The organism is Saccharopolyspora sp. NPDC002578, assembly GCF_053592695.1.
The window spans coordinates 1-21,923 of the sequence record NZ_JBSFWJ010000077.1 but is presented as its reverse complement, the minus strand read 5'-3'; the positions used below and the strand labels follow the sequence as shown (position 1 = coordinate 21,923).

The 21,923-nt window shown below is 71.9% G+C and carries 18 protein-coding genes; 13 read left to right on the top strand and 5 right to left on the bottom strand.

Annotated features, from left to right (window positions below; genetic code table 11):
• The first annotated feature begins 15 nt into the window (after positions 1-15).
• The 4 genes from ACWD38_RS26000 (at position 16) to ACWD38_RS25985 (ending at position 4,306) form a co-directional block, all read left to right on the top strand.
• A complete protein-coding gene (locus ACWD38_RS26000; RefSeq protein WP_221315849.1) occupies positions 16-1,146 on the top strand; it encodes a zinc-binding dehydrogenase in 1,131 nt (376 codons plus the stop codon).
• A 28-nt stretch (positions 1,147-1,174) separates the two neighbouring features.
• On the top strand, positions 1,175-2,707 hold the full coding sequence (locus ACWD38_RS25995) for a CoA-acylating methylmalonate-semialdehyde dehydrogenase (RefSeq protein ID WP_450125113.1): 1,533 nt from the start codon (positions 1,175-1,177) through the stop codon (positions 2,705-2,707).
• Positions 2,708-3,053: 346 nt separating this feature from the next.
• Complete coding sequence (locus ACWD38_RS25990; protein WP_450125112.1) at positions 3,054-3,851, top strand: thymidylate synthase; 798 nt, start codon at positions 3,054-3,056, stop codon at positions 3,849-3,851.
• The gene (locus ACWD38_RS25985; RefSeq protein WP_450125111.1) at positions 3,848-4,306 is read left to right on the top strand and encodes a dihydrofolate reductase; all 459 of its coding nucleotides are present in this window, start codon (positions 3,848-3,850) and stop codon (positions 4,304-4,306) included. Before ACWD38_RS25990 ends, ACWD38_RS25985 begins: the two co-directional genes overlap by 4 nt.
• A 273-nt stretch (positions 4,307-4,579) precedes the next feature.
• Here ACWD38_RS25985 and ACWD38_RS25980 read toward each other — a convergent pair whose 3' ends face one another.
• Complete coding sequence (locus ACWD38_RS25980) at positions 4,580-5,368, bottom strand: IclR family transcriptional regulator (RefSeq protein WP_450125110.1); 789 nt, start codon at positions 5,366-5,368, stop codon at positions 4,580-4,582.
• Positions 5,369-5,589: 221 nt separating this feature from the next.
• On the opposite strand from ACWD38_RS25980, the gene ACWD38_RS25975 reads away from it, so the two are divergent.
• The 6 genes from ACWD38_RS25975 (at position 5,590) to ACWD38_RS25950 (ending at position 13,388) form a co-directional block, all read left to right on the top strand.
• Entirely contained in the window at positions 5,590-6,453 is an 864-nt protein-coding gene (locus ACWD38_RS25975; protein ID WP_343071447.1) for an isocitrate lyase/PEP mutase family protein, read from the top strand.
• 9 nt (positions 6,454-6,462) lie between these two features.
• Positions 6,463-7,731 (top strand): 3-isopropylmalate dehydratase large subunit, encoded by a 1,269-nt coding sequence (locus ACWD38_RS25970; RefSeq protein WP_450125109.1) that lies wholly within the window; start codon positions 6,463-6,465, stop codon positions 7,729-7,731.
• Positions 7,728-8,270, top strand: a complete 543-nt coding sequence (locus ACWD38_RS25965; RefSeq protein ID WP_184479822.1) for a 3-isopropylmalate dehydratase small subunit — start codon at positions 7,728-7,730, stop codon at positions 8,268-8,270. Before ACWD38_RS25970 ends, ACWD38_RS25965 begins: the two co-directional genes overlap by 4 nt.
• A 73-nt stretch (positions 8,271-8,343) precedes the next feature.
• Entirely contained in the window at positions 8,344-9,663 is a 1,320-nt protein-coding gene (locus ACWD38_RS25960; RefSeq protein ID WP_184479823.1) for an MFS transporter, read from the top strand.
• Between the two features lie 274 nt (positions 9,664-9,937).
• Positions 9,938-11,605 carry an FAD-binding protein gene (locus ACWD38_RS25955; protein ID WP_450125108.1) on the top strand — a complete coding sequence of 556 codons (1,668 nt, stop codon included), beginning with the start codon at positions 9,938-9,940 and terminating at the stop codon, positions 11,603-11,605.
• Positions 11,606-11,816: 211 nt separating this feature from the next.
• The gene (locus ACWD38_RS25950) at positions 11,817-13,388 is read left to right on the top strand and encodes an AMP-binding protein (protein WP_450125107.1); all 1,572 of its coding nucleotides are present in this window, start codon (positions 11,817-11,819) and stop codon (positions 13,386-13,388) included.
• Between the two features lie 196 nt (positions 13,389-13,584).
• Here ACWD38_RS25950 and ACWD38_RS25945 read toward each other — a convergent pair whose 3' ends face one another.
• Positions 13,585-15,051 (bottom strand): alpha/beta hydrolase, encoded by a 1,467-nt coding sequence (locus ACWD38_RS25945; RefSeq protein WP_450125116.1) that lies wholly within the window; start codon positions 15,049-15,051, stop codon positions 13,585-13,587.
• A gap of 379 nt (positions 15,052-15,430) precedes the next feature.
• On the opposite strand from ACWD38_RS25945, the gene ACWD38_RS25940 reads away from it, so the two are divergent.
• A complete protein-coding gene (locus ACWD38_RS25940) occupies positions 15,431-16,576 on the top strand; it encodes a sensor histidine kinase (protein ID WP_450125106.1) in 1,146 nt (381 codons plus the stop codon).
• Entirely contained in the window at positions 16,573-17,175 is a 603-nt protein-coding gene (locus tag ACWD38_RS25935; protein WP_450125105.1) for a response regulator transcription factor, read from the top strand. The genes ACWD38_RS25940 and ACWD38_RS25935 overlap by 4 nt, the downstream gene beginning before the upstream one ends.
• 259 nt (positions 17,176-17,434) lie before the next feature.
• Here the strand turns inward: ACWD38_RS25935 and ACWD38_RS25930 are convergent, their stop codons facing one another.
• The 3 genes from ACWD38_RS25930 to ACWD38_RS25920 form a co-directional block, all read right to left on the bottom strand.
• The gene (locus tag ACWD38_RS25930) at positions 17,435-18,664 is read right to left on the bottom strand and encodes a cytochrome P450 family protein (protein WP_450125104.1); all 1,230 of its coding nucleotides are present in this window, start codon (positions 18,662-18,664) and stop codon (positions 17,435-17,437) included.
• A gap of 258 nt (positions 18,665-18,922) precedes the next feature.
• Complete coding sequence (locus ACWD38_RS25925; RefSeq protein ID WP_184479829.1) at positions 18,923-19,918, bottom strand: aldo/keto reductase; 996 nt, start codon at positions 19,916-19,918, stop codon at positions 18,923-18,925.
• 441 nt (positions 19,919-20,359) lie between these two features.
• Positions 20,360-20,866 carry a DUF3558 family protein gene (locus tag ACWD38_RS25920; RefSeq protein WP_184479830.1) on the bottom strand — a complete coding sequence of 169 codons (507 nt, stop codon included), beginning with the start codon at positions 20,864-20,866 and terminating at the stop codon, positions 20,360-20,362.
• A gap of 336 nt (positions 20,867-21,202) precedes the next feature.
• On the opposite strand from ACWD38_RS25920, the gene ACWD38_RS25915 reads away from it, so the two are divergent.
• A complete protein-coding gene (locus tag ACWD38_RS25915) occupies positions 21,203-21,745 on the top strand; it encodes a DUF4190 domain-containing protein (protein WP_450125103.1) in 543 nt (180 codons plus the stop codon).
• Positions 21,746-21,923: the final 178 nt, after the last annotated feature.

Here is a 21,923-nt window from a genome sequence, read left to right as displayed (position 1 = left end):
CGGAAAGGACTCACGATGCAGACCATGACCGCCGCCGTCTGGAGCGGCCCCACCGAACCGCTGCGCCTGGAGGAGATCGCGCGGCCCTCGCCCCGACGCGGTGAAGCCCTGGTGCGGGTCGTGGCCTGCGGGGTGTGCCACACGGACCTGCACGTCATGAAGGGCGAGGTCGGTTTCCCCGCACCGGCCGTGCTCGGTCACGAGATCTCCGGTCACGTCGTCGAAGCGGGACCGGACACCGAACTGCCCGCCGGGGTGGAGATCGGCGGCGCGGTGGTGGGCGCGTTCATCATGCCCTGCGGCGAGTGCGCCGCGTGCCGCGCGGGCCGCGACGACCTGTGCGGGCCGTTCTTCGCGCAGAACCGAGGGAAGGGCCGGCTGTTCGACGGCACGACCCGACTGCGGGGGCGCGACGGCGCGGACCTGGCGATGTACTCGATGGCGGGCCTGGCCGAGTACTGCGTCGTGCCGGTGACGGCGCTCGTGGCGCTGCCGGACTCGGTTCCCGCCGCGCAGGCCGCCATCCTCGGCTGCGCCGCGTTCACCGCGCACGGCGCCGTCGCCAACGCCGGGGGTGTCGCCGAAGGCGAAGCCGTCGCGGTCGTCGCCGTCGGCGGCGTCGGGTCGAGCATCGTGCAGCTGGCCAAGTCGCACGGCGCGAGCCCCGTCATCGCCGTCGACGTCGACGACGCCAAGCTCGCGGCCGTCCGGGACCTCGGCGCCGATCACGTGGTGAACTCCACGACCGAGGACGCCGTGGCGAAGGTGCGCGAGCTGACCGGCGGCGCGGGCGTCAGCGCGGTGTTCGAGGCGCTGGGCCTGCCGCAGACCTTCGAGCAGTCCGTGCGGATGCTCGCCGACGGCGGCCGGATGGTCGCCGTCGGCATCGGCTCCGGCGCGGCGAGCGCCCAGGTGGAGATCACCCCGCTGGTCCGCCGCGGACTGCGCATCATCGGTTCCTTCGGAGCGCGCACGCGGGAGGCGCTGCCCGCCGTCGTGGCCGAGGCCGTCGGCGGTGCCCTGTCGCTGGAGCGCACCGTCACCCGCACCTATCCGCTGGAGCGGGTCAACGAGGCGTTCGACGACCTGGCCGGCGGTCGCATCCCCGGCCGCGCCGTGATCACGATGGACGCTTCGCACAGCTGATCCGCAGACCACCCATCGAGAGGTTCCCATGGTCACCGCACCACCCCGCCGGGAGGACTCGGCAGGCACCGCCCGCACGCTGCACCACTGGTCCGGCGGGCAACGACTCGACGGCACCTCGGGGCGCTTCGCCGAGGTCACCAATCCGGCGACGGGCGCCGTCACCGCGCACCTCCCGCTGGCCGACGAGGACGAGGCCGCCGCCGTGATCGCGGCGGCGAAGGCCGCGTTCCCCGGCTGGCGGGACACCTCGCTGGCCAAGCGGGTGCAGGTCCTGTTCCGCTTCCGCGAACTGCTCAACGCCCGCTCCGGGGAGCTCGCCGAGCTCATCACCGCCGAGCACGGCAAGGTCCTGTCCGACGCCGCCGGCGAGGTCGCCCGCGGTCAGGAGGTCGTCGAGTTCGCCTGCGGCATGCCGCACCTGCTCAAAGGTTCCGCGACCGAGAACGCCTCCACGGGGGTCGACGTCCACTCGGTGCGCCAGCCCCTGGGCGTGACCGGGATCGTCAGCCCGTTCAACTTCCCGGCCATGGTGCCGATGTGGTTCTTCCCCATCGCGATCGCGGCAGGCAACACCGTGGTGCTCAAGCCGTCGGAGAAGGTGCCCTCGGCCGCGCTGTGGATGGCCGAGCTGTGGCGCGAGACCGGTCTGCCCGACGGCGTGTTCAACGTCCTCAACGGGGACAAGACGGCCGTCGACGCACTGCTGACCAGCCCGGACGTCAAGTCCATCTCGTTCGTGGGCTCGACGCCGATCGCCCGCTACGTCTACGAGACCGCCACCGCCCACGGCAAGCGCGTGCAGGCCCTGGGCGGCGCGAAGAACCACATGGTCGTGCTCCCGGACGCCGACCTCGACCTCGCCGCCGACCAGGCGGTCAACGCCGGGTTCGGTTCCGCCGGTGAGCGCTGCATGGCCATCTCCGCGCTCGTCGCGGTCGGCGACATCGCCGACACCCTCGTGGCCAAGATCGCCGAACGGACGCGCGGGCTGCGCACCGGCGACGGCCGCCGCTCCTGCGACATGGGCCCGCTGATCACCCGCGCCTCCCGGGACCGGGTGGCGGGCTACGTCGACGGCGGCGAGGCCGACGGCGCCACCGTCGTCGTCGACGGCCGCGCGGGCGAGTTCGACGCCGACGGCGAGGGCTTCTTCGTCGGCCCCACGCTGCTCGACCACGTCCGCACCGACATGGGCGTCTACACCGACGAGATCTTCGGCCCGGTGCTCTCGGTGGTGCGGGTGCAGACCTACGAGCAGGCCGTCGACCTGATCAACGCCAACCCCTACGGCAACGGCACCGCGCTGTTCACCTGCGACGGCGGCGCCGCCCGCCGGTTCCAGAACGAGGTCGAGGTCGGCATGATCGGCGTCAACGTGCCGGTCCCGGTGCCGATGGCCTACTACAGCTTCGGCGGCTGGAAGAACTCGCTGTTCGGCGACACCCACGCGCACGGCACCGAGGGCGTGCACTTCTTCACCCGCGGCAAGGTCGTCACGACCCGCTGGCTCGACCCGAGCCACGCCGGTCTGAACCTGGGCTTCCCGCAGAACGGCTGAGCACGCCCAAGGCGGGCGGTCCCAGGGCCCGGGACCGCCCGCTTCAGCTGCGGAGCCGGTCGCGGGCGGGACTCTCGTCGGTGTTGATCCGGACGCTCTCGGGCCAGGTGCGCTCGCGGATCACCTCGGTGCCGACTCCGCTCTGCGCTGGGACATCGGCGACCGGGCGCGCGGGACGGGTCGCCGCCGCACTCCGGCGGCGGGCCGTAGGAGGTGTGGCCTGCCGGCCACCACCGCCTCCCCGATGTCGAACGACATCACCGCGAGCACCGGTCCTCTCCGGGCCGGATCCGCCGCCCCGACCGCCCTACCTCCGCCGATCCGAGCGACGTCTACGCTCGCGGGCATGGTTGATGCGCAGTACGAGGACCTGCTCCGCCACGTGCTCGACACGGGTTCCCGCAAGGACGACCGGACCGGCACCGGCACGCGATCGATCTTCGGCCACCAGCTGCGCTACCGGCTCTCCGACGGCTTCCCGCTGATCACGACGAAGAAGGTCCACTTCCGCTCCGTCGCCTACGAGCTGCTGTGGTTCCTGCGCGGCGACTCGAACGTCGGGTGGCTGCGGGAGAACGGCGTGACGATCTGGGACGAGTGGGCCGCGCCCGACGGCGACCTCGGCCCGATCTACGGCGTGCAGTGGCGGTCCTGGCCGACCCCGGACGGCGAGCACATCGACCAGCTCAGCGAGGTGCTGCGCACGCTGCGCGAGAACCCCGACTCCCGGCGGATCGTCGTGTCCGCGTGGAACGTCGCGGACATCCCGCGGATGGCACTGCCGCCGTGCCACGCGTTCTTCCAGTTCTACGTCGCCGACGGCAAGCTGTCCTGCCAGCTCTACCAGCGCAGCGCGGACCTGTTCCTGGGCGTGCCGTTCAACATCGCCAGCTACGCGCTGCTGACGCACATGATGGCCGCGCAGGCGGGCCTGGAGGTCGGCGACTTCATCTGGACCGGCGGGGACTGCCACATCTACGACAACCACGAGGAGCAGGTGCGCAAGCAGCTCTCCCGCGAGCAGCGGCCCTTCCCCGAGCTGACCTTGCAGCCCGCGGACGGCCTGTTCGATTACACCTACGAGCACTTCGTGGTCGAGGGCTACGACCCGCACCCCGGTATCAAGGCGCCGGTGGCGGTGTGATCGGGCTGATCTGGGCGCAGTCGGCCAACGGCGTCATCGGCCGCGACGGCACGATGCCGTGGCACCTGCCCGAGGACCTCAAGCACTTCCGCTCGGTGACCTCGGGCGCGACCGTGCTGATGGGCCGCCGCACCTGGGAGTCGCTGCCGCCGCGGTTCCGGCCGCTGCCGGGCAGGCGCAACCTTGTGCTCTCGCGCACGCCGCAGGACGGCGCGGAGACCTTCCCCGACCTGCGCGAGGCCCTCGACGCGGCCGACGGGGACGTGTGGATCATCGGCGGCGCGGCCGTCTACGCCGCGGCGCTGCCGTTCGCGGACCGCGTCGTCGTCACCGAGATCCGCGAACTCTTCGAAGGCGACACCCTCGCCCCCGAGATCGACCGCGCCCCGGACACCACCGGGGACTGGCAGGAATCCACCACCGGCCTCCACTACCGCTTCCTCACCTGGGACTGAAGCCCCGCGATTTCGCGAGAAAATGACGGCACTACCGCCTGCGTTTGATCTTGCCTTTCAGCGTCGTTGTTGGTCGTTGTCCTGTCAGCGGCGAAGCCGCTGAGCAGCGACCACCAGAGCAAAAAGACCACCAGCGGGTTCTCAGCTGCTTCCTCGCGAGGACAGCTTTTTTCCTCGTGGCGGAGCCACTTGGAAAAAAGATCCCGCAGCGAGGAAGCAGCTGAGGTTCCGCCACCCAACCAGCCACTCAAGCCGAGATCAAAACACGGCAAGCTAAACCCGGGCGGCGTTCAGGGTGGTGCTGAGGCGGCTCGCCGCGGCGCGGACCGCTTCGGCCCGGTCGTCACCGGCGGCACCGGTGAAGTCGTCGCTGTGGCCGCCGAGGCTGATCGTGCCGATCAGCGACTCGCCGGAGCCGAGCACGGGAGCGGCCACCGCTGAGACGCCGTGCAGGTAGTCGTTGCGGCTGCGGGCGATCCCTTCCGCTCGCGCCCGGTCGAGGTGTTCGGCGAACTCCGCCGGGTCGACCACGGTCTCGCCGGTGAACGCGGGCAGCGGTTCCCGCAGGACCCGGCGGCGCAGCTCGGAGTCGAACGCGACCATCGCCACGGGTGCCGCGGCGGCGTGGAACGGCAGCACCGATCCGATGGCGACCGCGGCCAGCACCATGGGCTTGCCGCCCTCGACCCGGTCGATGCACACGGCCCCGGCGCCGGAGGGGACCATCAGGAACGCCGTGTCGCCGAAGCGCTCGGCCAGCGCTTCGAGCTCCGGCCGCGCCTCGGTGCGCAGGTCGAACCCGGCGAGCGCGGCGGCGCCGATGGTGAACACCGGCATCCGGACGCGGTAGGCGCCGCTGTGGTCGCGGTGCATCCAGCCCGCTTCGACGAACGAGCTCATCAGCCGGTGCACGGTCGGCTTGTTCAGCCCGCTGGCGGCCGTGAGCTCCGCGAGCGTGATCACCGGCCGCTGCGCGCTGAAGTGGCCGAGCAGCTGGCAGGCGCGCAGCACCGAGCCGACGGTCTCCCGCCCGGCGCCGTCTTCGGCAGCCTCTTGTCCCACCGTCACCTCACCCGTCGCGTCCGTGGCGTACCAGGCTAGCGAGTCCTCGCCGCCCGGTACTCGATCAGTGTCCCGCTGGTGGCCGAGCCGCCACCTCGTCCGGCGCGCGGGGCGTGGACGGGCCGTCACCAGCCCCGCGGTGCCGATTGCTTGACATGGCCCGCCCCCTCCCGCACAGTTTCGTAACGCGTTTCGGATCACGATACACAAGGGAGTGGTCAGTGGATCTGCGCGAGATGATCAACGAAGGACTCGTCCAGGCACCCGGTGTCTGGGACGGGCTCACCGCACGGCTGGCGGAGCAGGCGGGATTCCCGGCGCTGTGCGCGTCCGGGTTCGCGATCTCCGCGGCGCTGGGCTACCCGGACGCCGAGCTCTACACGATGTCGGAGAACCTGCAGGCCGTCCGCACGATCCGCGAGGCCAGCCCGCTGCCCGTCATCGCCGACATCGACACCGGCTACGGCAACGCCGTCAACGCCGCCCGGACCGCGCGCCGGTTCGCCGACGCCGGGGTCGCCGCCGTGTTCATGGAGGACCAGCGCTCCCCGAAGCGCTGCCCGCTCATCCCCGGAGCCGAGCTCGAACTGCTCGACCTGCCCGAGGCCACCGGCAAGATCCGCGCGGTGCGCGACGCGGCGGCGGCCACGGGGATGCTCGTGATCGCCCGCACCGACGCCAAGGGCGACGAGGCGCTGCGCCGCGCCGAGGCCTACGCGGCGGCGGGCGCGGACCTGATCATGCCGGTCACCAAGACGTTCACCAGCACCGAGGAATGGCGGCGCTGCCACGAGGTCGCCGGCGTCCCGCTGATGGCGACGCTGACCGCCTCGGCGTGGACCGAGCGGGAGTTCACCCCCGAGGTGATGGAGCAGATCGGCGTCCGTATCGCGCTGCTGCCCACCCAGGTGCTGATGGCGGTGACCGGCGCCGCTCAGGAATCCCTGCGCCGGCTCGCCGCCGGTGAACCCCCGGCGCAGGTCAGCGCCGACGCCACCGCGCACCACGACTTCGTCGAGCTCATCGGCATGCCGGAGATCGAGCGCCAGCAGCGCTCGTACCTGCCCGCCGCCGAAACGGCCTGAAGGAGCGCCATGCCGAGCACGATCACCGAGAAGATCCTGGCCAGGGCCGCGGGCGTCGCCTCCGTGAAAGCGGGCGAGAACCTGCCGGTGCGGCCGGACCACATGATCGCCTACGACTTCCCCGGCTACACCGACGTGATGTTCCGGCAGATGCACGACGACTTCGGCATCCGCGAGCTCGCCGAGCCGGAGCGCTACCTCGTGTTCATCGACCACATGCTCACCAAGGGCACCGACAAGGAGCAGGAGGTCCACCAGGTCACCCGCGACTGGTGCGAGTTCTACGGCATCCCGCTGCACGAGGCCCAGGGCATCGGGCACCAGGTGATGGCCGAGCTCGGCTACGCGCTGCCGGGCAACTTCCTGATCCACTTCGACGGCCACATCTCCGGCGCGGGCGCGTTCGGCGCGCTGGGCTGGGGCGTGCGCCGGGACCTGCTGGAGGCGTGGGTCTCCGGGCGGATCCACCTCGACGTCCCCCGCACCACCCGTTTCGAGCTGACCGGCGAGTTCGCCCCCGGCGTGGACAGCAGGGACCTGGTGCACCACATCATCGGCGAGTTCGGCGCCGACGGGTGCGCGCACCAGGTGATGGAGTTCGCCGGGCCGGGCGCGCGGCCGATGTCCATCGACCGCAGGCAGGGCCTGTGCGGGATGGCGATGTTCACCGGCGCGGTGTCGGCGGTGTTCGAGCCCGACGAGGCCGCGCTGTCCTACGCGCGGCGGGTCGCGGCGGCGGACTTCACCCCGCAGCTGCCCGATCCCGGCGCCGAGTACGCGGCCGTGCACACCATCGACCTCTCGGCGCTGCGCCCGCAGGTGGTGCTGCCCGGTTCGGCCCGCTCCGCCAACACCCGCGGCGCCGCAGAGCTGTCCGGCACTCCCGTCACCAAGGCGTTCATCGGTTCCTGCGCCAGCGGGCGGATCGAGGACATCCGGGCCGCGGCCCTGGTCCTGGACGGGCGGCAGGTCGGTCCGGGCGTGGAGCTCAACGTGGTGCCGACCTCCGACGCCGTGCACCGGCAGGCCGAGGCCGAGGGGCTGCTCGACGTGCTGCGGGCCGCGGGTGCGCAGATCGCCCGCTCCAGCTGCGACTTCTGCTTCGGCTACCAGAAACCGCTGCAAGCCGACGAGAACTGCATCTCCACCGGCGTGCTCAACATCTCCGGCCGGATGGGCAGCACCGAGGCGAACATCTACATGGGTTCGGCCTACACGGTCGCGGCGAGCGCCGTCGCGGGCACCATCACCTCGGCGGAGGAGGTGACGCGGGCATGAGCGCCGCGCGCGACTACCCGCCGCCGCCGGACGTCATCCGCGGCCGGGTGGCCTGGGTGTTCGGCGACGACTTCGACATCGACCTGGTGATCGGCGTCGAGAACATCAAGTCCTACGACGCGGATTTCCTGCGCGGCAAGGTGATGCGGGCCTACGACCCGGATTTCGCCGACCGCGTGCGGCCGGGCGACGTGATCGTGGGCGGCCGGAACTTCGGCTACGGGCACCCGCACTACCCGCCGATGGTCGCGCTGCGCGACTTGGGCATCGCGGCGGTCCTGGCGGAGTCCTTCTCCCCCGGTTTCTGGCGCGGCGAGACCTACAACGGCATGCCGCTGCTGACGGTGCCGGGCATCAGCACGGCGGTCGGCACCGGCGACGACGTGGCGGTCGAGTGGCGGCGGGCCGTGGTCCGCTCCGGCGGCACCGAGCTGCACGGCGAGCCGCCCAGCGACCGGGCGCGGCGGGTGATCGAGGCGGGCGGTTCGCTGAAGCTCCTGCTCGCCGAGCACGCCGCCGATTCCGGCCCGCCGCGCTGAGGGCTCGCGCCGACCACCACCTCACCGGCGACCCGTTCCGCCGACCCGATCAACGATGATCAGGAGCTCCACCATGCCCGACACGACCTCACCCGCCGGTGCGGCGACGACGACCGGGACGAACCCGGCGATGGCCCGCCGCGCCGCCATGGCGGGCGGCGTCGGCACGCTGATCGAGTACTACGACTTCAGCGTCTACGCCTTCCTCGCCGTGACGATCGGCCCGCTGTTCTTCCCCAGCGGCCAGCCCGCCGTGTCGCTGCTGCTCACGCTGGCGGTGTTCGGTTCCGCGTACGTGATGCGGCCGATCGGCGGCTGGTTCTTCGGGCGGCTCGGCGACCGCCGCGGCCGGCGGCACGCGCTGGTCGTGACGGTCGTGGCGATGGGCGTGTGCTGCGGGCTGCTGGGCATCCTGCCGACGTACTCCGCGGTCGGCGTGCTCGCGCCGGTGCTGCTGGTGCTGATCCGGCTGGCGCAGGGGTTCTCGGCGGGCGGCGAGATCGGCGGCGCGGCGACCTACGTCGCGGAGTCCGCCCCGCCCCGGCGGCGCGGGCTCTACGGCTCGGTCACGGCGCTCGGCTCGACCTTCGGCTTCGCGCTGTCGGCGGCGATCGTGGGCCTGGTCAGCACGCTGACCACCGACGAGCAGATGGCCGCGTGGGGGTGGCGGATCCCGTTCCTGATCTCCATCCCGCTGGCGGTGCTGTGCCTGTGGGTGCGGGTCCGGTTGGAGGACACCGCGGAGTTCGCCGAGATGGCCGACAAGCAGGAAGTCGTGCGCAGTCCGCTGCTGCAGGTCGTCAAGGAGCGCCCGGGCGCGGTGCTGCGGGTCATCGGCATCGCGATCGCGATGAACGGCAGCGGCTACATCGGCCTGACCTACTTCAACGTCTACCTGATCAACGACCTCGGTTTCGAGGAGCAGGCGGTGTACTGGACCTCGGCGATCGGCATCGCGCTCGCCTGCGTGACGTACCCGATCGCCGGTGCGCTCTCGGACCGGTTCGGGCGCAGGCCGGTGCTGATCACCGCGTACGTCGGCTACCTGGTCATCGCCTGGCCCGCCTTCGCGGTGCTCGGGGCGACGTCGAGCATCGTCGTCGTCGGGCTCGTCTACGTCGTCTACATGTCGTTCAACGGCTTCGCGCAGGTCCCGGCGTTCCCCCAGTTCACCGAGCTGTTCCCGCGACGCGTGCGCTACACCGGGGTGGCGCTGGGCTTCAACGTCGGCACGATCATCGCCGGGGGCAGCGCGCCCTACATCGCCGCGCAGCTCGTGCAGAGCACCGGGGACCCGATGGCTCCGGCGTTCTGGGTGATGGGCGTCGCGGTGGTCGGTCTCGTGACGGTGCTGACCATGCGGGAGACCAGCCGCGAACGGCTGCCGGTGTGACCGCTTAGGAATTCTTTCAGATTGACCTGCGTAGCTGGTTGCTCAGCGGAACCTCAGCGGCTTCCTCGCTGCGGGATCAATTTTTCGAGTGGCTCCGCCACACGCAAAATTGCTGTCCTCGCGAGGAAGCCGCTGAGAACCCGCCGGTGGTCGGCTTGCTCAAGCCGGTCACTGCTCAGCGGCTCCGCCGCTGACAGGACAACGACCAGAAGATCACGCTGCAAGGGCCCCTCAGCACAGGAATTCGACCGCAGTTTCCGAGAGGAGATCGACCGTGCTCGATCCGATCCGCCGCACACCTGCGGAGGCTCCGTCCGCCGCGCCGGACGCCGACGTGGTGGTGGACCGGGAGGTGGACTTCCTCTGCATCGGTGGTGGGCTCGGCGGGCTCGCCGCGGCGGTGCGGGCGGCCGAGCTCGGCGGCGAGGTCCTCGTCGCCGAGCGGTCCGAGTTCGTGGGCGGAGTCGCGGCCTACAGCGGCGGGTTCGTCTGGGTCGGCGGGAATCCCCTGCAGTCACCGCAGGACGACCCGATCGACGCGGTCGAGTCCTATTTGGACCACGTCCAGGGCGACCGCCCGGTGGACCGCGCGGCCCGGCGCGACTACCTCCACGACGCCCGGGAGGCGACCGCGTGGTTCGCGTCGGCGGGCGTGCCGCTGCGGACCATCCCGGGAGCTCCGGACCTCTACTACCCCGCGCCCGGTTCGACGGCCGAAGGGCGGTTGTTCGAGTGCGTCGTCGACGGCCGGGAGCTCGGCCCGTGGCGGGAGCACCTGCGGCCGGGGCCGTACTACGACGTGGGCGTCAGCCGCACCGAGCAGTACGCCGATTCACGCCGCGACGACCGGAACGCGGACCGCTTGACCCACGGGGTCGGGCTCGCCGCCGCGTTCGTCCGGGAGGCGCTGGTGCGCCGGGGCGTCGAGTGCCTGCTGGAGTCCAGGGCGCGCGAGCTGCTGCTCGACGGCACGACCGTCGTCGGCGCCGTGCTCGACGGGCCGCACGGGCAGGTGCGGGTCCGGGCCCGCGGCGGCGTGCTGATCGCGGCGGGCGGCTACGGCGGCTCCTCGCAGGGCGCCGAACTGGAGGACCTGCCGGAACTCGTCGAGAGCGCTCCCCCGGTGGTCGACGGCGATTCGATCGCGCTCGCCGAGCAGGCGGGAGCGGGCCTGGTCCGGGGCGCCGACCCGTTCTTCAGCGTCGGGCACGCGTTCCCCGGCGAGGTCCACCCCGGCACGGACGTCACGCTGGTGCGACCGCTGCTGACGCACCTCGGCTCGCCGCACTCGCTGATCGTGAACCGGGACGGGCGCCGGTTCGGCGACGAGAGCTACTACGGTGCGTTGATCAGCGCGCTGCGCCGCTTCGACGCCCGGCAGCGCCGATGGGCGAACGTGCCGTGCTGGCTCGTCGTCGACGACGAGTTCCGCCGCCGCTACGGCATAGGCCCGCACGCGCCGGGCGCGCCGTGGCCGAGCTCGATCCCGCGCGCCGACGACCTCCGCGAACTGGCCGGGTTGATCGGCGTCGACGGGGACGGGCTGGAGCGGACCGTCGCCGAGTTCAACCGGGCCGCCGACCTCGGCGGGGATTCCGAGTTCGGCCGGGGTTCGCTGCCGTTCGTGCGGCGGACCTACGGCGACCCGGCCCACGGGCCGAACCCCTGCCTGGGCGCGCTGCGGACACCTCCGTTCCACGCCCTCGAACTGTCCCTGGTCGGGTTCGGCATGGGCACGCTCGGCCTGCGGATCGATCGGGACGCCCGGGTGCTCCGGCGCGACGGTTCCCCGGTCGACGGGCTCTACGCGACGGGCAACGCCGCGGCCACCCGCGAGCTGCGCGGGTACGTCACCGGGCTGGCCAACGCCCGCAACTACACCTACGCCTACCGCGCGGCCGGGCACGCCTCCGGCCGCCGCGCCGTCCCTGAGAGCCCGTGATCTCGCGCCCCGAGCTGCTCAGCGGTGCAGCCGCTGAGCAGTGACCGGCTCGACGAAGCCGACCACCGGCGGGTCCTAAGCGACTTCCCCGCGAGGACGGCGAATCCACAGTGGACATGCACGAAAACGCGCCCCTGAGCAGTGGAATCCGCAGAGCTTCCGCCCCACCCGCTACCCGCACCGAGCTCGCAGCAGAGATTCGAGGAGTCCCATGGCGATCCGCAGCCCGTACCCCGACGTCGACGTCCCGGACGTCTCGCTGACCGAGTTCCTGTTCGGGGCGGGCCCCGGGGACCACGCCGACAAGACCGCGCTCGTCGACGGCACGACCGGCACCGCGATGACGTTCGGCGACCTGCACACCGCCGTGCACGGCGTCGCCGCCGGACTGCACGCCCGCGGTGCCCGCACCGGGGACGTGATCGGGCTGGTCGGGGCGAACTCGCCGGAGTGGGTGCTGGCCTTCCACGGCGCGCTGCGCGCCAACGCCACGGTGACGACGGCGAACCCGCTCTACACGGCCGGGGAGCTGGCGAACCAGTTCGCCGACTCGGGCGCCCGGTTCGTCATCACGGCGGCGGCACTGCGGGACAAGGTGGTGGCGGCCGCGGCGAAGGCCGGGATCGGCCCGGATGCGGTGTTCACCCTCGAACCCGCCGACGGGCACCGCAGCCTCGCCGACCTCGCGGCGGAGCGCGGCGCGCCGCCCGCGCCGGTCACCGGCGGCGGTGGCACGGCGGTGCTGCCGTACTCCTCGGGCACCACCGGCCGGGCCAAGGGCGTGGTGCTGACCCACCTCAACCTCGTCGCCAACGTCCTGCAGTTCGACCGGATGGTGTCCTCGACCAGGGGCAGCGCTCAGCTGGCCGTGCTGCCGCTGTTCCACATCTACGGCATGACCGTGCTGATGAACCACTGCCTGCACACCCGCGCGCCGCTGACCACGATGCCGCGCTTCGAGCTCGCCGAGATGCTGCGCCTGGTGCGCGAGCACCGGGTCCGCAAGCTCTACGTCGCGCCGCCCACGGTGCTCGCGCTGGCCAAGGACGAGCTCGTCGACTCCTACGACCTGTCCAGCCTGGAGATCGTCTTCTCCGGCGCCGCGCCGCTGGACGGGGAGCTCGGCAAGGCGCTCACCGAACGGCTGGGGTGCGCGGTCGTGCAGGGCTACGGGATGACCGAGATGTCCCCGGTCTCGCACGCGGTCCCCGAGGACCGGCTGGACCTCGACCCGGCGAGCTGCGGTGTCCCGCTGCCCGGAGTCGAGTGCCGCCTGGTGGACCCGGCGACGGGCGCGGACGTCGGGCCCGGCGAGCGCGGTGAGCTGTGGGTGCGCGGCCCGAACGTCATGTCCGGCTACCTGAACAACGCCGCGGCCACCGCGGAGACCCTCGACGCGGACGGCTACCTGCACACCGGCGACGTCGCGACGATCACCGCCGACGGCGTGCTCACGATCGTCGACCGCGTCAAGGAGCTGATCAAGTACAAGGGCTACCAGGTGCCGCCCGCCGAGCTGGAGGCGTTGCTGCTCACCCACCCGGCCGTCGACGACGCGGCGGTGATCGGCATCCGCGACGACCACGGCGAGGAGGTGCCGAAGGCGTTCGTCGTGCGACGCGCCGGGAGCGAGCTCTCCCCCGACGCGGTCCTCGCCTACGTGGCCGAGCGGATCGCCCCGCACAAGAAGGTCCGCGCCGTCGAATTCGTCGACGTGATCCCGAAATCCGCCGCCGGCAAGATCCTCCGCAACCAACTCCGCACCCGTCCCCCGCGGGAGTGATCGGCGTCGGCGGTCACCCGCGAGGTGCGGTCGTCCTCCTGGTCTGCCGCGGAGCGGTGGTCGGACGCCGAGAGCCGATCCCCGGCGGGTTCGCGGCGGCTTCCTCGAGCGGGCAGCGATTTCGCCGATATACCTGAGAAATCGCCGCCGCACACAACCAAGGGACGCCGAGGAAGCCGCACGCCGCGACGAGCCTTCAGCGGGGCTGCGCCGCGCAGGTGGTGTCCTCCGGCCGCTCACCCGTGACCAGGAACTCCGTCACCGCGTCGTTCGCGCAGCGGTTGGCGCCGACCGCGTAGACGCCGTGACCGCCCTCCTCGACGGTCACCATCCGGGCGCGCTCGCCGAGCGCCGACCGCAGTTCGCGCGCGCCGCTCAACGGCGTCCCCGGGTCGCGCTCGTTCTGCACCATGAGCACGTTCGACGGGCCGCCGTCGGTGATCGCCACCTTCGGCTCGACCGGGTCCGTCGCCCAGAACGCGCAGGCCGCGATGTTCGCCGACGCAGCGCCGATCAGCGGGTACCGCTCCCGGTCGACCGCTACGTCCCGCTGGTAGCTCTGCACAGCACGCGGCCAGGCCGAGTCGCCGCAGAGCACGGCGAAGCGGGCCGCCGGGACGTTGTCCGACTCGGGCGGCTCGCCGCCCGGCACCTCGGGTTCCTCGCCCCGGTCCAGGGACTGCCACGCCCGCGCCAGCGCACCCATGTCCGAGCCGTACAGCGAGGAGAACGTCATGCCGCGGAAGATCGAGCCGGTGTAGGCCGCGACCGGTTCGCGGTCCAGGCGGGCGGCGAGCTCGTGGTACTTCGCGGTCACCTCGTCCGGTGTGGCGCCCAGCCCGTGTTCGGGGTGCCGGGCGGCGAACTCCGCGAAGTCCGGGAACCGCTCCTGCATGCCGCGGCCGAAGGCCCGCATCGCCTCGATGCCGTAGCCGCCCGGACCGAGGTTGCTGTCCAGCACGATCCGGTCGCCGCGCTCGGGGAACAACGTCGCGTAGACCGCGCCCAGGTAGCTGCCGTAGGAGGCGCCGAGGTAGGACGCCGTGGGCTCCCCCAGCGCCGCGCGGATCCGGTCCATGTCGCGGGCGGTGTTCGCCGTGGTGGTGTGCGGCAGCATCGCGCCGGTCTCGGCTTCCGCGCACTGGCGGGCCTCCGCTTTCGCGACCTCCGCCTGCCGCACCACGTCGGCCGGGTCGTTCGCGTAGGGCAGGTTCCCGATGGCCAACTGCTCCGGCGTCAGGTCGCACGTCACGGGCGTGCTGTGACCGACTCCGCGCGGGTCGAACCCGATCACGTCGTACCGGTCGCGCACGCTGCGCGGCAGCGGCGAGGGCAGCGCCGTGCTCGTGAGCAGCTGCGGGTAGTCCAGCCCGCTGCCGCCGGGCCCGCCCGGGTTCGTGAACAGCACACCGCGCCGCTGCTCGGGATTCGTGCTGGGCAGGCGCGAGATCGCGAGCTCGATGGTGAGGCCTCCGGGGTCCCGGTGGTCCAGCGGGACCCGCAGCGTCGTGCACTCCAGATCCGGTGTCGGAACGGGCGTTTCCGGGCAGGGGCCCCAGTTCAGCTCATCGGTGGCCGGTGCCGCGGACAGCGCCGGAACCACCACCGAGGTCGTCGCGGCGAGGGCGGCGCCGAGGGCCACCGGCAGCAGGAACCTGCGCATCGAACTCCTTCTCGCGTGCATCGTCCGGTCGCGGTCGGCGACGCGGGTCCCGCCGGTCATCGCGGAGACGCCTCGGCAGCCGTGGCCGAGGCGTGCTCGCACGGCCGGAGAGAGCGGGGCGCGTCCGCCGACCTGGTTCGCAGGGCGGCCGGTCGATGCCTGGGTGCGGGCAGGGCCCGGGGAGCGAGGGCGAGGGCGACGAGGACCGGTGTCGTGGGCATGTCCCGATCTCATCGCGATCCGGGGCCGCTCAGTAGTGCGGCCGCGTCACCACCGCACCGTGACGTGGCCGCCCCCGCGGACCTGACGTGGTGTCACTGGTGGCGTCGCCGACCGGTGCGGCATGCTCGGCGAGAACCACCGCCCGAACCGGAGGACCATGACCGACACCCGCCCCGCGGGCCGCCCGAGCTGGACCGGTGGCGCGCTGCAGAAGCGGCTGCGCACGCTCAACCTGATCACGACGGTGCCGCCGGTCGCGATCGCCGGCGTGGCCTCGCTGGTGCTCACGGCCCAAACCTGGGCGCACGTCGTGATCCAGGCAGTGGGAGTCGCGGCGGCCGTGGCGACCGCCGAGCGCTGGACGGCGGGCGACTTCCTCCGCGTCGCCCGGCCCTGCCTGGTCGTGACCGCGGCGGTGTGGCTCGCCGGGGCGCTCACCGACGCCTACGGCGCGGCCTACGGGGTCTGCCTCGTGGGCGCGTTCCTGATCCCGCCGCTGCGCCGCCACCGGCTCGCGGCGCTGCTCGGGTTGACCGCCTTCGTCGCCGCGCTGGGTGCGGCGAACCTGCTCGTCCACGGCGACGACACCGGCGCCCGGCTCTTCCAGTACGTCGTGGTGCCCGCCCTGACCCTGCCGGTGGGGACCGCTTTCGTGTTCCTCAACCAGCGCTTCTACGACCTGATCGCCGAAGTGGAGCAGTCGCGGGAGCGGGACGCCGAACTGGCCGTGATGCGCGAGCGCATGCGCTTCGCCGGGGACCTGCACGACATCCAGGGCCACACGCTGCACGTGGTGAAGCTGAAGGTCGCGCTCGCCGAGAAGCTGCTGGACGTCGACACCGGCCGGGTGCGGGAGGAACTGCGGGAGGTGCACACCCTGGTCGGCGACACCATCGTGCAGACCAAGGAACTCGCGCACGCCCAGCGGCGGCTGAACCTGTCCGCGGAGCTGGAGAACGCGAAGAACCTCTTCGAGGCGGCGGGGATTCGGGTGCGCGTCGAACGCGAAGCCGACGCGCACCCGCGCATCGGCGAGCTGCTCGGCCAGGTCCTGCGCGAGACCACGACGAACATCCTGCGCCACGCCCAGGCAGGCCAGGTCCGGATCACGCTGTCGGCCACCGGCATCACCATCGTCAACGACGGCGCGGCGGAGTCCGGTCCGCCGGAGCTGAGCGGGCTCGCCGCGCTGCGCGAGCGCGTCGCCGATCACGGCGGCGAGCTGGAGGTGTCGCGGCGGGACGGCCGGTTCCGCACCGCGGCGGCCTTCCGCGACCTGCCGGACCGGGAGGAGACCCGATGACCACGGTGGTGCTCGCCGACGACGAGGCGCTGCTGCGCAAGGCGCTCGCCGCCCTGCTGCCCCTGGAAGGCGAGATCACGGTCCTCGCCGAAGCCGAGGACGGCCGGGCCGCGGTCACCGCCACCCTGCGGCACGAGCCGGACGTGCTCGTGATCGACCTGGAGATGCCGCGGGTCGACGGCCTCGGCGCCGTCGCCGAGATCCGCCGGGAACGACCGGGACAGGTGATCCTCATGCTCACCCGGCACGCGCGGCCCGGCGTGCTGCGCCGCGCGTTGAAGCTCGGCGTCCAGGGCTTCGTCAGCAAATCCGCGGAACCCGCGCACATCACGTCGGTGATCAAGGCGCTGCACGCGGGCAAGCGCTGGATCGACCCCGACGTCTCCGCGCTCGCGGTAGTCGACGACTGCCCGCTCACCGAACGCGAACTCGACGTCCTGCGCGCGACCCGCGACGGCTTCTCGGCCGCCGAGATCGCCGCACGCCTGCACCTCGCGGAAGGCACCGTCCGCAACTACCTGTCGAGCGCCCTGCAGAAGACCCAGACCCGAACCCGCCACGAAGCAGCCCGCTACGCCCGCGAACACGACTGGCTGTAGTGGCCCGTGCCGGGTGCACCCCTCAGCGCATCAGGTGGCGGAACCTCACTTCTCGTCTTTCCAACTGAGCGGCGTCGCTGATCTTTGTCCTGTCAGCGGCGAAGCCGCTGAGCGGCGACCACCCTCGCAACCGGCACCGCAGCGGGTTCTCAGCGTTCTTCTCGCGAGGACGGCTTTTTCCCTCGTGGCGGAGCCACTCGGGAAAAAGATCCCGCAGCGAGAAGAAAGCTGAGGTTCCGCCACCCGACCCCCACGCAGGTCATCCCGAACGGACCCCCAAGTGAACAGGGAGTTCGTCGTGGCCGTTGGAGATGAAGGAGGGGTAGGGGCGGAGCTCGGCCGCCGGGACCGCGAGCGACAGGTTCGGGTAGCGGTCGAACAGAGCCGGTAGCGCGAGCTCCGATTCCATGCGGGCCAGCGACGAGCCGAGGCAGAAGTGCGTGCCGTGGCCGAAGGTCAGGTGCTCCTTGTCCTCGCGGGTGATGTCGAAGCGATCGGCGTCCTGGTGCGCTCGCGGGCACCGGTTGGCGCTGCCGAAGGCCGCCAGGATCGGGTCGCCCGCGCGGATCGTCACGTCCCCGACCGCGATGTCCTCGACGGCGTAGCGCAGCGGCATCACCGAGACTGGCGGCTGCCAGCGCAGCGCTTCCTCGATCGCGTCGTCCCAGCCGCGCTCGCCGGACCGGACCTGCGCGAGCTGGTCGGGGTGGGTGAGCAGGGCCGTGATCGCGTGGTCGAGGTGGTTCGCGGTCGTCTCGTGCCCGGCGCCGATGAGCAGGAGCAGGGTCTGGATCAGCTCCTCCTCGGAGAGAAGGGAGTGCTGCTCGTCGCGGAGGGTGAGCAGCGCGCTGGTGAGATCGTCGCCGGGGTCGCGGCGGCGCTCGGCGATGAGCTCCAGGAACAGGTTCCGCCCGGCGTCGAACGCGGCGGCGGCAGCACCGGGTTCGGCCGTGGTGGACACCAGGACGTCGGTGAGGTACCGCAGCTGCGCGCGCGGACCGCCCTCGGGGACGCCGACCAGCTGGCAGATCACCTCGATGGGCAGCGGATAGCAGAACCGCGCGCGGAGGTCGACGACGTCGGCGCCGTCCTCGGCGAGCTCGTCGAGGAGTTCCTCGACGACCTGCCCGATCCACGGGCGCATCGCCTCGACCCGGCGAGCCGTGAACGCCTGCGAGACCAGCGAGCGCAGCCGCCGGTGCTCCGAACCGTACGCGTTGAGCATGTCCTGCCGGGCGATCCACGCCATCAGCGGCCAGTCCTCGGAGACCTCGCCGTTGATCCAGGCGGGCCAGTGCCGGTTCGGGTCCTTCGACACCCTCGGATCGGTCAGCAACCGCCGCAACTCCGCCGGATCGGAGACCGACCAGGCCACGACCTCACCCGGTAGCAACACCTGCGCGACCGGGCCGCGCTCGCGCACGCGCGCGGCCTCGGCGTGGATGTCGGTCGCGTCCGGATCGAGGACGTACGGCTCGGGCGTCTGCATCGGCGGGCCCCTCTCGTCACGGCGAGTGATCGGCGGTGCTCCCCACTGTCTTGCGATTCGAGCCCGGCCGTCAGCCACCGAACAGGTCGCCTCGCCACTTCACGCGTACGGCGGATCGCCCACCGCGAACCGAACGCCGCGAGCTGCCGACGAGGCCGTAGGCGTGCGCTCTCGCCGGACCCGGTCGCGCGGTCCGCGACGCGAGGCACCGCCGAGGTGCGCGAGCCGCCACGCGTCGAAGACCTGCGGACGGAGCGCTCAGCCGCGCCGGACGCCTTCGACTGCTCCGGGGGCGAGGGTCGGGGTGGTCACGGGGGCATCGCCCAGCGCGTCGTCCACGGCCGCGAGCACGTCCGGGGAGAGCTCCACCCCGGAGGCCGCGGTGTTCGCCCAGACCTGCTCCGGCCGGGAGGCGCCGACGATGGCGGCGGCGACCTCACCGCGGCGCAGCACCCACGCCAGGGCCAACGTCGTGAGGTCCAGCCCGGCCCCGTCCGCGATGGGCGCCAAGCGGTCGACGGCGGCCAGCGCCACGGTCTCGTCGAAGATCGCCGTCATCGCCCGCGAGCCCTGCGCGTCGACTCGGCGGCTGCCCTCCGGCGGCGGCGTGCCGGGTCGGTACTTGCCGGTGAGCATGCCCTGCGCCAGCGGGGACCAGACGATCTGCGCGATGTCGTTCTCGGCGCACAGGCCGAAAAGTTCGGCTTCCGGCGCCTGCCACAGCATCGAGTACTGCGGTTGCGAGGACGCGAACAGCTCCGGCCCGGCGAGATCGATCGCCGCCCGGATCTGCTCCGGCGTCCACTCGCTGAAACCGAGGTGGCGGGCCTTGCCCTGCTCCACGACGCGCTGCAGCGCGGTGATCGTTTCCTCGATCGGGACCTCCGGGTCGAACCGGTGGGCCTGGTAGAGGTCGACGTGGTCGGTGCGCAGGCGGGTCAGCGATGCGTCGATCTGCTGGGCGATCTTGGGCGCGGACAGGCCCCGTCCGGTCTCCGGCATGGCGCCCCAGACCTTGGTGGCCAGCAGGTAGGAATCCCTCGGGTGGCGCGAGAGGATCTCCCCCCAGGCCAGTTCCGCGGCGCCGTTGCCGTAGATGTTGGCGGTGTCGAACAGGGTGATGCCCGCGTCGAGCGCTGCCTCGGTGACCGCCCGGTTGGCTTCCAGGTCGGTGTCGTCGTCGAAGAACATCCAGGAACCGAGGGCGATCTCGGAGACTTCCAGGCCGGACGAGCCGAGCTCGCGGTACCGCATGCGGTCGTTCCTTTCCGGCGGGGCCGCCGACTCGTCCGTGCCGATCACCGGGTGCGGGACCGACGGGACGATTCGGCCGGGTGCCGCCGGTAGCGTGACGCCTGCTCCTCGATGGCCGATCCAGGCCGGTGGCGATCGGGGATGAACAAGGTACACGCTAGCCGCAGCGGCCCACCTGCGTGCGAATCAGTGCAGAAGTGCCACCGATCCCGAATGGTCACCCACACGCCCACGAACAGGTTGCGGGAGGAGTGCGCGCACTTTCACCGCCTGACAGCTCGGCCACCACGGAGCCGCAGGGCGAAGAGTCGGTGCACGCACTCCTCCCGCAACCGCGCCACCTTCCGCTCGACACCGCCGCCGTCCCAGCGCGCGCCCGTCCGGCGGGACGGTGATCCGCAGCGCGCCGGGGTGCGGTTCAGTCGTTGTGGAGCGGGGCGATCATTCCGCCGCGGGCCAGGAGGGGACGGCTGCGTCGAGGGCTCGTTGAGCGAGGGCGCAGGGGTCCGCGGTGGCGCCGCTGGGGATCTTGGCCTTGGCCGAGACGGCCTGCTCGGCGTTGGCGGCCACGACCAGTTCGCACTTGCCGTCGGCCTTCGGGTCGCCGGAGTTGGCGCGGACCGCGGGGTGCTCGCCGACGGTCAGCTCGCCGAAGTCGGAGTACTTCGCGGCCTCGTCGCGGAAGTCCTGCACGGAGCGCTCCGGCTCCACGCCGACCGCGAGCTCCACGCCACCGCCCGCGGACTTCCAGGTGCAGCCGTCGGTGGTCTCCTCGCCCGCCTCGTGGAAACCCAGCTCGTGGATCGTCTGGGAGGGCACCAGGTCGCACGGGGACTCGTTGCTCGGGTCCTTCGGGGACGCCACCTGCTCGCCCTGGCCGCAGGCGGCCAGCGACGCCGCGACGGCGAGGCCGACCAACCCGAGCCGTGCCGCTCCGAAGCGGGTCATCGCAACCTTCTCGTTCACACTCATCACGCCTGCCGTTGATCCGGTCCGGATCGGGTCGATCCGGAGAACTCGCGCCCTCCCCGCTGGACGCGCTGCATGATGCCCCGCGCACCCCGCCGAAACCCCGCCGTGGCGAGAACCCGCCGACTTCTGAGGCCGCCCGGACGCGGAATCCGCAGTGGGTTTGTTCACCCGTCCGCGATGGGCACCCGGTAGCGACGAGGTCAGCTCCACGCGATCCGCCGCGGCCGTTCGCCGGGAGTCGGCGCGACACGGCGCCGCCGTCGGCGCACCCGGCGATCCACCGGGGTCCACTCAACGTGAAAGAGATTCGCCATGACGCATTCGCGCAGCTCACGTGGTTCACACCGCTCGAACAAGGAAGAGCGCCGGCCCGATGAGGTCGAGACGAACGAAAGGACCTCCTGGACCACCGGCTCACCCTCCGCCGGGGCTTCCGCCGGAGGGGCGTCCGCCGTCGAGCGGCCCTCAGGCGAGGAACCCGCCGATCGGACGCGCGGCGATGACGCCCGGGCCGACCGCACGAACGGCACGGCAGAACCGGTCAAGAACAGTCCCATGGCGGTGGCCGCTCTCGTGCTGGGGTTGCTGTCCCTGTTCTGCGTCCTGGTCGGCGTGCTCGCACCGTTGGCGATCGTGCTCGGGATCGTCGCCATCGTGCTCGGCATCATCGGCCGCAAGAAGGGTTCTCAGCCGCAGCGGGCCGGTCAAGGCCTCGCCACCGCGGGCATGATCATGGGCATCATCGCGCTGGCCCTCGGCATCTTGGCCGGCATCGCCGTCATCATCGGCCTGTCGAACCCCGACATCATCGGCCCGGTCCAGGAGCAGATGAACAACGTGATGCCCCCCGGCTGACAGCAAGGCGTTAGTCGTCGTTAGTCCGGTCAGCGGCGAAGCCGCTGAGCAGCGACCACCAGAGCAACCGGCACCGCAGCGGGTTCTCAGTCGTCTTCTCGCGAGGACAGCTTTTCCCTCGTGGCGGAGCCACTCGGGAAAAAGATCCCGCAGCGAGAAGACGACTGAGGTTCCGCCA

What these genes read in the sequence shown, in the direction of transcription:
- ACWD38_RS26000 (WP_221315849.1), top strand. Translation starts at nt 16, where the DNA reads ATGCAGACCATGACCGCCGCCGTCTGGAGCGGCCCCACCGAACCGCTG.
- ACWD38_RS25995 (WP_450125113.1), top strand. Translation starts at nt 1,175, where the DNA reads ATGGTCACCGCACCACCCCGCCGGGAGGACTCGGCAGGCACCGCCCGC.
- ACWD38_RS25990 (WP_450125112.1), top strand. Translation starts at nt 3,054, where the DNA reads ATGGTTGATGCGCAGTACGAGGACCTGCTCCGCCACGTGCTCGACACG.
- ACWD38_RS25970 (WP_450125109.1), top strand. Translation starts at nt 6,463, where the DNA reads ATGCCGAGCACGATCACCGAGAAGATCCTGGCCAGGGCCGCGGGCGTC.
- ACWD38_RS25965 (WP_184479822.1), top strand. Translation starts at nt 7,728, where the DNA reads ATGAGCGCCGCGCGCGACTACCCGCCGCCGCCGGACGTCATCCGCGGC.
- ACWD38_RS25960 (WP_184479823.1), top strand. Translation starts at nt 8,344, where the DNA reads ATGCCCGACACGACCTCACCCGCCGGTGCGGCGACGACGACCGGGACG.
- ACWD38_RS25950 (WP_450125107.1), top strand. Translation starts at nt 11,817, where the DNA reads ATGGCGATCCGCAGCCCGTACCCCGACGTCGACGTCCCGGACGTCTCG.
- ACWD38_RS25945 (WP_450125116.1), bottom strand. Translation starts at nt 15,051, where the DNA reads ATGCGCAGGTTCCTGCTGCCGGTGGCCCTCGGCGCCGCCCTCGCCGCG.
- ACWD38_RS25940 (WP_450125106.1), top strand. Translation starts at nt 15,431, where the DNA reads ATGACCGACACCCGCCCCGCGGGCCGCCCGAGCTGGACCGGTGGCGCG.
- ACWD38_RS25935 (WP_450125105.1), top strand. Translation starts at nt 16,573, where the DNA reads ATGACCACGGTGGTGCTCGCCGACGACGAGGCGCTGCTGCGCAAGGCG.
- ACWD38_RS25930 (WP_450125104.1), bottom strand. Translation starts at nt 18,664, where the DNA reads ATGCAGACGCCCGAGCCGTACGTCCTCGATCCGGACGCGACCGACATC.
- ACWD38_RS25925 (WP_184479829.1), bottom strand. Translation starts at nt 19,918, where the DNA reads ATGCGGTACCGCGAGCTCGGCTCGTCCGGCCTGGAAGTCTCCGAGATC.
- ACWD38_RS25920 (WP_184479830.1), bottom strand. Translation starts at nt 20,866, where the DNA reads ATGACCCGCTTCGGAGCGGCACGGCTCGGGTTGGTCGGCCTCGCCGTC.
- ACWD38_RS25915 (WP_450125103.1), top strand. Translation starts at nt 21,203, where the DNA reads ATGACGCATTCGCGCAGCTCACGTGGTTCACACCGCTCGAACAAGGAA.